Annotated in this window: 11 protein-coding genes; 4 read left to right on the top strand and 7 right to left on the bottom strand. The window is 65.8% G+C overall.

The genetic code is table 11. The features are described 5' to 3' along the window. Positions 1–22 precede the first annotated feature (22 nt). From AC4LGL_RS26900 to AC4LGL_RS26890, 3 genes are read left to right on the top strand one after another with little or no spacing between them, the layout of a single operon-like run. On the top strand, positions 23–1,948 hold the full coding sequence (locus tag AC4LGL_RS26900; RefSeq protein WP_491841435.1) for a flavin-containing monooxygenase: 1,926 nt from the start codon (positions 23–25) through the stop codon (positions 1,946–1,948). Then, complete coding sequence (locus tag AC4LGL_RS26895; protein WP_491841434.1) at positions 1,945–2,832, top strand: SDR family NAD(P)-dependent oxidoreductase; 888 nt, start codon at positions 1,945–1,947, stop codon at positions 2,830–2,832. The genes AC4LGL_RS26900 and AC4LGL_RS26895 overlap by 4 nt, the downstream gene beginning before the upstream one ends. Before the next feature lie 44 nt (positions 2,833–2,876). Then, positions 2,877–4,139 (top strand): HNH endonuclease signature motif containing protein, encoded by a 1,263-nt coding sequence (locus AC4LGL_RS26890; RefSeq protein ID WP_491841433.1) that lies wholly within the window; start codon positions 2,877–2,879, stop codon positions 4,137–4,139. Positions 4,140–4,148: 9 nt separating this feature from the next. Here AC4LGL_RS26890 and AC4LGL_RS26885 read toward each other — a convergent pair whose 3' ends face one another. After that, entirely contained in the window at positions 4,149–5,129 is a 981-nt protein-coding gene (locus tag AC4LGL_RS26885; protein WP_491841432.1) for a Dabb family protein, read from the bottom strand. 100 nt (positions 5,130–5,229) lie between these two features. Here AC4LGL_RS26885 and AC4LGL_RS26880 point away from each other — a divergent pair, with 100 nt between their 5' ends. Then, positions 5,230–6,435, top strand: coding sequence for an NADH:flavin oxidoreductase (locus tag AC4LGL_RS26880; protein WP_491841431.1), 1,206 nt, complete (start codon positions 5,230–5,232; stop codon positions 6,433–6,435). On the opposite strand, the gene lipP1 is transcribed toward AC4LGL_RS26880, so the two are convergent. The 6 genes from lipP1 to AC4LGL_RS26850 all read right to left on the bottom strand — a co-directional run bounded on the left by lipP1 (position 6,412) and on the right by AC4LGL_RS26850 (position 13,109). After that, the gene (gene lipP1 / locus AC4LGL_RS26875) at positions 6,412–7,335 is read right to left on the bottom strand and encodes a LipP1 family hormone-sensitive lipase (RefSeq protein WP_491841430.1); all 924 of its coding nucleotides are present in this window, start codon (positions 7,333–7,335) and stop codon (positions 6,412–6,414) included. The two genes, AC4LGL_RS26880 and lipP1, sit on opposite strands and share 24 nt — an antisense overlap. Then, positions 7,332–8,165, bottom strand: a complete 834-nt coding sequence (locus AC4LGL_RS26870) for an IclR family transcriptional regulator (protein WP_491841496.1) — start codon at positions 8,163–8,165, stop codon at positions 7,332–7,334. The genes lipP1 and AC4LGL_RS26870 overlap by 4 nt, the downstream gene beginning before the upstream one ends. Before the next feature lie 212 nt (positions 8,166–8,377). Then, complete coding sequence (locus tag AC4LGL_RS26865; protein ID WP_491841429.1) at positions 8,378–9,844, bottom strand: FAD-dependent oxidoreductase; 1,467 nt, start codon at positions 9,842–9,844, stop codon at positions 8,378–8,380. Further along, entirely contained in the window at positions 9,841–10,749 is a 909-nt protein-coding gene (bphC, locus tag AC4LGL_RS26860) for a biphenyl-2,3-diol 1,2-dioxygenase (RefSeq protein ID WP_491841428.1), read from the bottom strand. Before bphC ends, AC4LGL_RS26865 begins: the two co-directional genes overlap by 4 nt. A 13-nt stretch (positions 10,750–10,762) precedes the next feature. Further along, on the bottom strand, positions 10,763–11,944 hold the full coding sequence (locus tag AC4LGL_RS26855) for an acyl-CoA dehydrogenase family protein (protein WP_491841427.1): 1,182 nt from the start codon (positions 11,942–11,944) through the stop codon (positions 10,763–10,765). 100 nt (positions 11,945–12,044) lie between these two features. Then, on the bottom strand, positions 12,045–13,109 hold the full coding sequence (locus AC4LGL_RS26850) for a 2Fe-2S iron-sulfur cluster-binding protein (RefSeq protein WP_491841426.1): 1,065 nt from the start codon (positions 13,107–13,109) through the stop codon (positions 12,045–12,047). Between the last annotated feature and the right edge of the window lie 134 nt (positions 13,110–13,243).

Here is a 13,243-nt window from a genome sequence, read left to right as displayed (position 1 = left end):
CGACCCTTCGATACTCGAAACCATGACCGCTACCACTGAATCCTCGTCACTCGCGGATCGCGCCGCAGACCCTGACGTCCTGCGCGCCCACCTCCTGCAGGCGGACCCCGGTGTCCTGGTCGCGGTGTTGGCGCAGATGACGGGTGATCCGGCGGTCATCGATCGGTATGCATCCAAGATCGATCACGTTCCCGATCCGCCGGAGCGGGCCGGATCGACCGATCCCCAGACGGCCGAGATGCTGGCGGACGAAATCATTGCCGCGCTCGGTCGGCCGCGTCCGGCTGGTGCGCTGCCGGTAGACGATCGCGGGTTCTTCGCCCGTCTGCTGCCGATCGCGCTGGGTGGTCCTGTCGACGACGAACACGTCGACCTGCTGTTGGAGCAAGGCGGATTCCGCCCGTCACATCCGACGTTGCCGCGCACCACGCCGATTCCCTCGTCCACCACGGTGGCGATCATCGGTGCCGGTATCGCAGGTATCGCGGTCGCGCTGGCCGCTGCGGAGGAGGGCGTGCAGTTCGAGATCTTCGACCGCAACGACGAAGTCGGCGGCACCTGGCTGACCACCACCTACCCGGGCATCGGCGTGGATACGCCCTCGGCGTATTACTCGCTGTCGCGCGAGGTGAACCCGGACTGGTCGAACTACTATCCGCAGGGCGCGGAGTACCAGGCCTACCTTGTCTCGCTGGCCGACAAACACGACCTGCGTCGTCACATCCGGTTCGGCACCGAGGTCGAAGCCTTGTGGTGGGACGAGGAGCGGGCGCAGTGGGAGATCCACTCCCGGTCTGCCGATGGCACCCAGAGCATCGACCATGCCACTGTCGTCGTCACCGCAGCGGGCTACTTGAACCGTCCCCGATTCCCGGAGATCAAAGGTTCAGATACCTTCGCTGGAACGAGTATTCACTCGGCGCAATGGGACCCGTCACTGGATCTGACGGGTAAGAAGATCGCGGTGATCGGTGCCGGTTGCACTGCGGTGCAGATTGTCGACGCCTGCGTCGACGAGGTCGAGAACCTCACCGTCTTCCAACGCCAACCGCACTGGGTTGCCCCCCGAAAGCGCCCTTCCGACGAGGTGCCCGCACACCGTCGCTATCTGGGGCGTGCATTGCCGTTCTATTCGATGTGGCACCGGCTCAAGTCGTACTGGGGTACCGCCGACAACAACTACCCCATCATCCTGCAGGACCCCGAATGGTCCAAGACGCACCTGTCGATTTCACCAGTCAACGATGTGCTTCTGCAGATGTGCCTGGGATACATCGACCGGATGTTCGGTGCTGGAACCGAATTGGCGAAGAAGGTGACGCCGGATTTCGCCCCGTACGGCAAGCGGATCATCCGTGACCCAGGCGGTTACTACGACGCGCTTACCCGCGACCATGTCGACGTGGAGGCCAGCGAACCCGCGGAGATCAACGAGCGCGGCATCATCACCGCCGACGGTCGCCAGATCGACCTCGACGTGATCATCTACGCGACCGGTTACCACTTGGATTTCCTGTCCACCGTGGATATTCGGGGTCGGGACGGCAAGACCCTGGCCCAGGTGTGGGGCGACAGTCCCAGCGCGTACCGCGGCGGTACCGTACCGGGGTTCCCGAACCTGTTCATCACCTCCGCGCCGAACTACAGCCCGGGACATGGTGCGGGGGCCAACTTCTCGATGGAGATCTTGGCGCATTACATCCTGGAATGCCTGCAGCTGATGGCGCTGCGCGGCGCGTCGACCATGGAAGTCACCCAGGCCGCGTTCGCGGATTACGTCGACGGGATCGACAAGACCATGCAGGGCACAGTGTGGTGTCACACGCCCAATGCCCACACCTACTACCGATCGCAGTCCGGACGTGTCGTGGTGGCCACGCCGTACCGCCTGGTGGATCTGTGGCATCAGCACCGCGCACCGATCGAAGAGGATTTCGTTCTCCGATGAACCAGATGCTCGCCGGTAAAACGGCATTGGTCACCGGAAGCAGCCGGGGGATCGGGCGCGCCATCGCGCAGCGGCTGGCGGCCGAAGGGGCGACGGTTGCGGTGACCGCGCGGTCGTACACTCCGACCCCGTCCACGCGGGCCGGAGTCACCGAGGCGATCCCGGGAACGATCGAGGAGACCATCGCTCTCATCGAAGACGCCGGCGGTTCGGCCTTCGGAGTCGCTGCTGATCTCGAAGATGCCACTGCGCGCGACGGATTGATCGAGGCCGTCATCGAACGCACGGGTCGGTTGGACATCCTGGTCAACAACGCCGGCTATGCCGACTATTCGGTCGTCGAGGACATGCCGGTCGAGACCTTCGACCGTACCGTGGAGCACTACCTGAAGACCCCGTTCGCGTTGACGAAAGCCGCTGTGCCGCACATGCGTAATCAGGGTGCCGGCTGGATCGTCAACATCGGATCGGTGACCGGGGTGGCCCCGGTGCGGCCCTACCGGGACTACAACAAGACCGCGGGCGACGTGATCTACGCGTCGTGCAAGGCTGCGTTGCATCGGTTCACCCAGGGCGTGGCCGCCGAACTGCTCGATGCCGACATTGCGGTGAACTGCGTCGGACCGTCGACGGCTGTGCGCACGCCGGGCGCGGCGTCGCTGATTCCGGACAGCTTTCCGACCGAACCGGTCGAATACCTGGCCGAAACGGTACTGGCGATGTGTCACCTGCCTGCCGCGGAGCGGACCGGTCTGGTGGCGTTCAGCCTGCACTACCCGTGGTCGCAACAACTTCCGGTGCACTCACTGGACGGCAGAACCGTATTGCCTGCGCTGCAGCCACCTGCGGCGGCGAATCCGAACATCCTGCCCGCGGGGGTTTGAGTCGGCCCTCAATTCTTGTCGGTGGTCGGTGAGATGATGGTGTCATGTCTTCGGCAGCAACCTCTTTGGATGCCCGCGTGCCGCCCGGTGAGCGCCTGGAGGTGTTGTTCGACGAAGTGGCCGAGCTGTGCGGTCAACGCAACGCGATCGATGCGCGCTTGGTGGAGATTGTCGCCGAACTGGAACGCGACGAGCTGTGCGGCGCCACCGGCGCCCGCTCGATTCCGGCAGTGGTGGCCTGGAAAACTGGGGTGACCCCACGCAACGCCGAGACCATCGTCGCCGTCGCGCGTCGGCTCGAGGAGTTCCCCCGCTGCGCGCAAGGGATGCGCGAGGGCCGGCTGTCGCTGGATCAGGTCGGGGTCATCGCCGAGAAAGCCGCCGACGGATCCGATGCGCACTACGCCGAACTCGCGGCCAGCGCGACGGTCAGCCAACTGCGAACCGCGGTCAAGCTCGAACCACGTCCCGAACCCGAACCGAAACCCGAACCGCAGCGGTCGTTCACCCGAATCGAGGGTGACGGGTACACCACCTACAAGATCGTGTTACCACGAGTGGAGGCGGCGAAGTTCGACGCCGCCCATGCATCGCACCGGGATGCGCTGGTCGCCGACTGGAAACACGACCACGACATCGACGAGGACACTGGTGAGGCGGCCTCAGTTCAGGCCCCGCCGTTCCCGAACAATGCCGACGCGTTCATGAGCCTGGTCGAGGCCGGTTGGGACTCCGACGTGGCCCGCCGCCCGCACGGGCAGCACACCAACGTCATCGTGCATCTGAATGCCGACAAGCCAGTCGCCTCACTGCATCTGGGTCCCCTGCTGACAGATGAGGAGCGCCAATACCTGCTCTGCGATGCAACATGCGAGGTCTGGTTAGAACGCCATGGCCAGCCGATCGGCGTGGGCCGTACGACACGGACCATCAGTCGACGCCTGCGCCGGGCATTGGAGCACCGCGACCGCTGTTGCGTCGTTCCCGGGTGCGGGGCCACCCGCGGCCTACATGCCCATCACGTCCGGCACTGGGAAGACGGCGGTACCACCGAACTCGACAACCTGGTGCTGGTGTGCCCTTATCATCACCGCCTGCATCACCGGGGCGGCATCACCATCAGCGGTACCGCTCACAAGCTCGTCGTGACCGATGACCGTGGCCGCACACTGCGCGGCGGATCACTGGCCCGCCCGCCGACTTCGCGGCCACCCGACGTCCCGCCCTACCGCGGACCGACCGGGGAACGCGCAGACTGGTGGTGGTACCAACCGTTCCAACCACAACCGCCACCCACCCTGAACTAGGCAACCAGCTCAGGAGAGCACGGGGCCGGGCAGTTCGCAGAAGCTGTGGCATACCCGGTCGCGGACGATGATGTCGGTGGTCTCGGGATCGAACCAGCGGTCCACCACCGCCCAGTGGATCGGATGCATGAGGTAGGGGCCCATCAGTCCGGCGACGTCGGTGAATTCCTGCTCGAAGACGTGGGTGCATTCGCTGGTGCCGACGGCCTGCTCGACCCGGCTGAGCTGCCACGCGGTAATGGTGGGGACGTATCGGGGCATCATCGACAGTTCACTCTCGAATGCCGCGACGGTCTCGGCCTCCACCTCGGGAGGTACACGCAGCAGCAGTGCGCGATATACGGTGCCAATGCCGCGGCGGAACGGAGCTCCCTGGTAGGTCACTCCATTCACGCGCGTGATCGCCGGTTCCGTCAGCGCCTCGTCGAAATCGCTCTTCTCCCAGTCAGCTTCGTTCGCAAACCGCAGATGGACCAGGATGTCGCCACCGTTGCGGGATCCTGACAGGGTCGGCTCTACCAACGCCCGCAACGCTCCACTGCGTTCGGCCGCGGCACGCAGGGCGTCCAGGACGCGGTCGCGTTCGGACTCGTCGACGTCGACCAGGCGGGTAACCCCGAGCGTGGCAACGCCGGCTGCTGCGTCGGGCAGAACGGGTGAGACATCTGTGATGTCATCCGCGCCGGAAGCCACTTCGCGAGTGCGTTCCACCACCAGATCGGTGATGCTGTCCCACCACCGCGCAACGGCCGGGTCGGGCCGGCCCTGCCAGGTCATCTGCCACCAGGCCTGAGGGCTGGGCAGCGTCCAGGTAATGGTGACCACATTGGACCGGTCGTCGAACCAGATGGGCGGGCTGACCAGGACATCGCGCAGGCTCATACCGCGATCACGGGCACCCGGGGCATATCCGGTCAGGTAGGCGTCGATGAACTTCTGGGCGCAGCCAGGCTTGGTGACAACCCTGTCGATGACGAAAACCTCAGCCATGAACCGAGATTACGATCGCCCGCATTGATGGAGGCACAGCGTTCCCGGCCATCGGGATACCACCGTTGACGACGAGGGATGCCGGCGCGATGGTGGGGCGATGACCGATCCGTTCAGCCCGGCCCAGCTCGGGCCCGTGACGCTGCGCAACCGAGTGATCAAGGCCGCCACGTCGGAAGGCCGCTCACCCAATGGGCTGGTCACCGACGACCTCATCGATTTCCACCGCAGCTTCGCCGAGGGCGGCGTCGGGATGACCACCGTGGCCTACTGCTGCGTGTCGCCGCAGGGTGCGAGCGCACCCGGCCAGATCGTCATGGACAGCCAGGCGCTGCCGGGGCTGCGCCGGCTCGCCGACGCAGTACACGGTGCGGGGGCGGCTATTTCGGCACAGCTGGGCCATGCCGGGGTGGTGGCGCAGAAGAAGCTGACCGGTGTCACCGCCGTGGCGCCGAGTAGGTTCATCAACCCGACGTCGTTCGCCTATTGCCGTGAGATCACCCGGGGCGAAATCGCTCAGGTGATCGACCAGTTCGGCGACGCCGCGCAGGTGGCCGTCGACGCCGGATTCGACGCCGTCGAACTGCATTTCGGACATCTCTACCTGCCCAGCTCGTTTCTGAGCCCGCTGATCAATCGCCGCAAGGACGAGTACGGCGGTGACATCGACAACCGATCGCGGTTCGTGCGCGAGATCGCTGCGCGGGTGCGCGAGGTGGTCGGTGATCGGATCGCGGTGATCGCCAAACTCGACATGGACGACGGACTTCCGGGCAGCATCTGGATCGACGAGGCGCTGCGGACTGCCCAGCTTCTCGACACCGATGCCACCCTCGACGCCATCGAACTGACTCAGGGTTCGTCGGTGTACAAGCCGATGTACCTGTTCCGCGGCGACGTCCCGGTCAAGGAGTTCGCGAAGGTGATGCCGCCGGCATTGCGACCGGCGGTCCGGCTGGTGGGCAAACAGACGATGGGTGTCTATCCGTATCGAGACCTCTACATGCTGGAGGCCGCCCGGCAGTTCGTGCCGCTCATGCGCAACACCAAACTGATTCTGCTGGGCGGCATCAACGATCTCGAACACCTCGAGACGGGCATGCGGGAAGGATTCGACTTCTTCGCCATGGGTCGGGCATTGCTGCGTGAACCGGACCGGGTCAACACGATGATCGCCGAGCCCACCTCACGCAGCCGCTGCAACCACAACAACAAGTGCATGGTGACGGTGTTCAGCCGCACCCACTGCGTGCTCGACCCCGAGCAGCGCTACGGTGCGGTGCTAGGAGCCGAGCAGATCACTTAGCGCCCCGCCGGTCTCTCGCCGGGCGCGGTGGGCGATGTCGAGCATCGGCATCGTCATGAATCCGTGGATGCCCCCCTCGAAGGGGCGCCGGGTCACGGGCACCCCGGCCGCCTCCAACGCGTCGGCATAGGCGATGCCCTCGTCTCGTAGGGGATCGTGGCCGGCGAGAACCACGACGGCCGGCGGTAAACCGCTGAGGTCACCGTGTAACGGTGAGGCGTAAGGGTTTTGCCGATCATCGACCACCGGGACGTACTGGTCCCAGTACCACTGCAGTGCCGGGCGCGGATTGTAGAAGCCCTGGCCGAACAGTCGGTAGGAGTCGGTTTCGAAGTCCGCGGCGATCACCGGGTACAGCAGGAGTTGTGCCGCCAGGTCCGGCCCACCGCGGTCGCGGGCCATCAGGGTGGTCACGGCGGCGAGGTTGCCTCCGGCGCTGTCGCCGCCCACGACGACGCGTGACGGGTCGGCGCCGAAATCGGCTGCATGATCGACCGCCCAGCGGGTGGCGGCGTAGAGGTCCTCGGCGGCGGTCGGCCAGCGGTGCTCCGGGGCCAGTCGGTAGTCGACCGAAACCACCACAGCCGGAATGAGATTGGCAAGGTTGCGGCACAACCCGTCGTGGCTGTCGAGATCGCAGAACACGAATCCGCCGCCATGGGCGTACACCAGCAGGGGCAGCGGTTCGGAGGCCTCGGGACGGTAGACCCGCACATCGATACGACCGTTGTCGACAGGTACCTGGTGGTCGGCAACGGAAGCCACCTGCTCGGGCTGAGGGTTGGCGACGAACCGGCTGCGGATCGCGGCGCGGGCCTGCGCGCCGGTCATCGTGTGTACAGGCGGGAAGCCTGAATCCAGTGTCTTGATCAAACCTGCGATCTGCGGATCGAGCGTCATGCCGGGACCAGGGTGGCAGAGGTCCGCGGGCCGACGGGGCCGCCGACGCGCAGTGGCCGGACCGGCTGCAAGGTGGGGACCACCCGATGAGGCCCATCTTCGGCATTACGCCAGATACCCATGGCCGTCATCCGCACCGGAGCGGCGAGCCGCTGATCGAATGCCATCCGGCTCATCGGACCACACACCGACACCGCCGCGACGGCTGCGCCGGCTGGGCCGATCGGTGCTGCCACACAGCCGAATCCGGCGAGCGACTCCTCCCGCTCGAACGCGAAACCGTGGGCGCGGACCTTTGCCAACTCGGCTTCCAACTGCCGTTCCGTGCTGATCGAGAACCGCGTCAACCGCGAGGCCAGATTGACCTCGACCGACGAATTGTCGGCCAGGATCGCCTTACCCACCGCCGTACAGTGTGCGGGCTGCCGACCCCCGATACGCGTCGGAATGGCGGCCACCATCTGACCGCCGATCTTCTCCAGGTATACGACGTCGGATCCGTCGAGTACCGCCAGGTGGACGACCAGTCCGGTGGCCCGGTGCAAATCGCGCAGCAAGGGAATCGCGGCACGGTGGATGCGGTCCTGGTGCAGCGCCAGAGAACCCAGTTCGACGAGTCGCATGCCCAACTCATAGTCGCGGCCGTCACGGCGAAGCCAACGAAGGTGCACCAGGCGCTCGAGGAGGCGATGGGCCGACGACCGTGGCAGGCCGGTCCGCCGCACGATCTCGGCCAATGTCAGTCGGGCAGATCCCTCGAAGGCATCGAGAACCAGGGAGACCCGGTCGATGACGGCGCTGGGCGTCTCGCCCGGCTTCTCGGCGGCCATTGTCTTCTCGACAGCCATTGTCATGAGGACCTCCCATATCGAGCCGCATGCCTGGACGGCATATGACTATTAGTCATATGACTGTTTGTAGCATATCGGTGTGGGTGCTGTCACATGAACGATTGAATGCGAGCGGGGTCATGCCAAAACCCCCGCCGCGATGCGGCGGGGGTTGGGCGATTTCAAGTTGCGGGAGCCGCAATGACCAGCGGCTATGCCCTTGCTGCGGCCCGGCCGGCGCGACGACCGTAGAAACTCCCGTCACCCAGTGACACACCGCTGGCGTATCCCCAGGCGGCCAGGCCGGCCGTGCAGCGCCCGGCAGCGAACAGCCCCGGAATGGGCTCGCCACTGACGTGCAGTACCTCGGCGTCGAGCGTGGTGTGCAGCCCGCCGAGGGTGAAACCGCCGGTGCTCTCGCGGAGGTCGATGGCTCCCACCGGGGACTTGATCGGCTTGAGCCACTGCGGCTTCTTGTGCAGCAGCGGGTCCTCGCCGCGCGACGCGCCGTCGTTATAGGCATCGACGGTGGCTTGCAGCGAGTTCGGAGGTAGCCCGATCTCGGCCTCCAGATCGGCGACGGTGTCGGCCACCCAGGTCGGCGGCCGCATCATCAGGTGGGGAGAGAGCGAGGCCATCGCCTCCTCCTGGGCGTCGCCGTCGATGATCAGATAGGCCGTGTTGTTCTGGTGATACAGCGTCAACTGGCCGGCGCGACCGGGATAGGTGTCCTCGGCGACATAACGCTGACCACGTTCGTTGACCAGAATCCCGCGCACCAACTGCTGGGGATCGATGAAGAGGGCGACCTCGGTGGCGTCCATGTGCGCCAGATCGGCACCGAGCGCCTGCGCCATCCGGATGGCCTGCCCGTCGTGCTGCTCGATCGAGGCGGCCGGGCGCCCGGCGATGCGCGGGGCATACCTGGCGACCATGGCGTCGTTGTAGGCGAAACTGCCGGTGGCCAGCACAACTCCACGCCGTGCCCGGATATCCAGCACAGTGCCGTAGCGCCGGGTCCGAATGCCGACGACGCGGCCGTCGGACTCGACGATCAGCGACTGCACCCGCACGTCATAGAGCGAGCGCGCCCCGACCGCGGTCGCCGTGTCGACGAGGCCCTTCATCAGCATGAAACCCGCGCTGGACTCGCCCTGCTTCTTGTTCTGCATCTGCGGGACGTGCCCGCGCGGAGCCGGCGTTGCGATGGTGTTGAACGGGTACGAGTTCTCCCCACCGCTGTACATGAGCCCCTGGTCGCCCATGGGCTCCCAACCGGGCTCGCCGAAGAACTCGGCTTTGAACGGCACCCCGCAGCCCACGAGCCAGTCGAAGTGCGCGACGCTGCCTTGGCAGTAATCCGCGATGCGCGCGGGATCAGCGCCGGGCCCCATCGCCGCGTTGAGAAAAGCGGCCATGTTGTCGACGGAATCTTCGAACCCGCAGGACTTTTGGATCTCGGTCCCACCGCCGAGGTAGATGAATCCGCCTGCCATCGAGGCGGCTCCGCCCCAGGAGCCGGTGCGTTCGAGTACCAGTACATCGGCGCCTGCGCGGGCCGCCTCCACTGCTGCGGCGGCGCCGGCCACCCCGTAACCGGCGATCACCACGTCGGCCTCGTCGGCCCACTCGGTGACCGCGCTGACCGGGATCGGCAGGATGTCGTCGGTGAGCGTCACGGCTGCATGGCCTTCGGCAGATCGGTGACCCACTGGTGTCCCCAGTAGCTGTCTGCGGTGATTTCCTCTGCCGTGTAATAGGTTTCGTCGACCCGCATGCCCTCGGTGCCGAATTCGATATCCCAGTCGCCCGGAGCGCGCACGTAGAACGACACCATCTTGTCGTTGGTGTGCCGACCCAGTGTCGACGACAGCTGGAAGCCTTCGGCATTGACCCGGTCGAGGGCCTGGCCCACTGCATCGAGGGTGTCGACCTCGACCATGAGATGAATGAGTCCCGGATCGCGCAGCGTCTGCGCGGGACAGATCGCCAGGCTGTGATGGCGCTCGTTGACGCCCATGAATCGGACCCGCACCGGTCCGAACTCCGGCGGCACCGGAACGCGGAACGCGCCACGGGACTTGAAACCCAGTACCTCGGTGTAGAACTCGAACAAGCCGTTGACGTCGAGCGCGGGCAACACCACATGCCCGAGACCCTGATCGCCGGTGACGAACTTCGCGCCGAAGGGTGTGACCACCGGGGAGTGGTCGAGGACCGGGCCGTGGAACACCTCCAGTGAGGTGCCGGCAGGGTCCTCGAACGCGATGGCCGCCTCGACCCGTCGTGCGTCCGTCTCTTCGAGTGAGAGCTGCTTGAACGGCACACCGGCGGTATCGAGCGCTGCCTTGACCTGCTCAAGGTCGGCGTGGTCGCGCACCTCCCAGCCGACGGTCAGAATCTTGTCGGAGTCGCCGGGTACCACGATGATGCGGGCAGCACGCTCATCCATCCGCAGGTACAACGCGGACTCGTCGGGCCCGGTACCGGTGGCGAAGCCGAGCACGTTGAAGGCGAAGTGCCGCCAGCGCTCGATATCAGAGGTGGCGACGGTGACGTAGCCGAGGCTCTTGATCAGTCCCATATGAGCTGTCCTCTCAGATCATCGCCCGCAGCGGACCCTGCGGGTCCACGCCCAGCGAGCTGAGGGCCGACGCGTGATAGACCGTGCTCGGAACGTGAATCGCGTGGGCCTGGCCGACATGCACATCACGCCAATACCGTTGCAGCGGTTTGTCCATCCGCGCCGCGTTGCCGCCACAGCGGGCGAAGATCTCGTCGACCGCCGACACCGCGCGCCACACCGCCCGCACCTGGGTGCGCCGGCCCGCGGCCCGGTCCTCGAACGACACTTCCTTGCCCGAGTCGACGATGTCGTAGATGCGATCGGCGTTGGCCAACAGTTCCTGGCGGGCCGCGTTGATGTCCGCCGCGGCTTCACCGATCGCGTACATGACGTAGGGGTCGTCCTTGATCGCCACGCCGCTGGAGTTGACCCGCTCGCGCTGGTAGTCGAGCGCAGCGGCCAGGGCCCCCTCGGCGATGCCGATGGTCGCCGAGCTGATGCCGAGAGGGAACATCGTCGACCACGGCATCAGGTACAGCGTTTCGGTCATCCCGGCCTCGCGCTGGGCGGTGCCGTCCATGACCTTCATCGCGTCCATCGTCCGGTATGTCGGTACGAACGCATCCTTGACGATGACGTCCTTGGAGCCGGTTCCGCGCAGCCCCACCACATTCCACGAGTCCTCCACGATCTCGTAGTCCTGGCGCGGCAGGATCATGTGCAGCATCTGCGGCGGCATCAGTGGTTTGCCCTCGGCGTCACCGAGTATCGCGCCCAGGAAGATCCAGTCACAGTGATCGGTGCCCGAGCTGAACTGCCAGCGACCGTTGAAGATGTAGCCGCCGTCGACGGGCTTGGCCACCCCCTGCGGCGCGTAGGGAGACGCGACCCAGGTGTCGACGTCCTCGGCCCAGATCTCGGCGGCGACCTTGGGGTCGGCGTAGGCGAGCTGGTACGGGTGCACGCCCACCACGCCGTTGATCCATCCGGCCGAGGGATCCAGCGCCGCGGTGGCCATCACGGTCTCGGCGAACTCGCGCGGATGGACCTCCAAGCCGCCGTGAGCCTTGGGCTGCAGCAGGCGGATGTTTCCCGCCGCCTTCATCATCTTCACGGTCTCGTCGGTGAGCTTGCCGATCTTCTCGGCTTCGGCGCCCTGGTGGCGCAACTGGTCGGCGAGGTCGCGCACCCGGTCGATTACGCGCTCAGTCATGGTTCGGTCCTATCGTCGAGGGCTGTACTGATGGTGTACCGCTTTGACCCCAGTGGAGGGGGCCAATCCCGTTCAGTGGAAGTGAGCCGACCATGCCGGCTCAGAATTCGATGTGGATGTCGTCGGACACCGGCCGCGACTGGCAGCCGAGGATCACGCCGTCGGCCAGGTCCTCTGGCTCCAGGATGTCGCAGGCGGCCATGTTCACGTCACCGCGTACCACCGTGGCCGCGCACGATCCGCACTGTCCCTCTTTGCAGGAATATGGAACGTCGACACCCGAGCGGATCAGCACGTCGACCAACGTCGCCTGGCGCGGCCACCTCAGCCGGTGACTGGCGCCGTCAAGATCGACCTGAAGGTCGGCGGCGTCATCGTCGTCGGAATCTGTTGCCAGTGCGGTGGTGTCATCGGCGAACGGGTCACCGGTCAGCGACTGGAACACCTCGAGGTGTATCCGGTCCCGCGTGACACCGGACGCGACGAGCGTCTCCTTGATGACCGCCATGAACGGGGCCGGACCGCAGACGAACGACTCGAAGCCCGTGGACCCGGCGAAAACGGTGTGGGCGAATCCGCTCAGCTGCGCGCGGGTCGGCAGGCCCTGAATCGATTCCAGCCAGTGCAGCACCGTCAGTCGGCCTGCGTAGCGGGCGGCGAGTTCGCGTAGTTCGCCGGCGAAGATCACCGAGCGTTCGTCGCGGTTGGCGTAACACAGGACCACCCGCCCGGTTCCGGCCGACAACACCGACTTCAAGATCGACATCACCGGAGTGATACCGCTGCCCGCCGCCCACAACAGAAAGTCGGTGTCGAGGCTTGCCGGGGTGAACAACCCGGCGGGCGGCAGTACCTCGATGGTGTCGCCGACATCCACGTTGTCGCACAACCAATTCGAACCGTACCCGTCAACGGTGCGCTTGACGGTCACCTTGGGGGCGGGATCGGTGTGCGGTGAGCTGGCGAGTGAGTAGCACCGGGCCACCGATCCGGTCAGCTCGCTTGGCACCCGCAGCGTCAGGAATTGTCCGGGTCGATAGGAAAATCGATCCTGCTGGTCCTGCGGCACAGTGAAAACCAGAGATCGGGCGTCGGGGCTTTCATCGATGACATCGGCCACCGTGACAACGACGCTCCGTCTGGTCTGGAGGCTCGGGTCGGTCATGGGCCGAGATTCTCGCTGACGCACCCGATGAGGCAATCCGCCGATTCCGGTGGTCGGGACGTCAGGTCTCGCGGTCCGGTGACCGGGAACTGTGGCGGCCGCGCGCGTGATCGGCGCCTACCGTTCGCCCTGTG

Source organism: Mycolicibacterium arcueilense (genome assembly GCF_058536225.1).
Note: the sequence above shows the minus strand (reverse complement) of the source record. Positions and strands in the feature narration are given on the sequence as shown.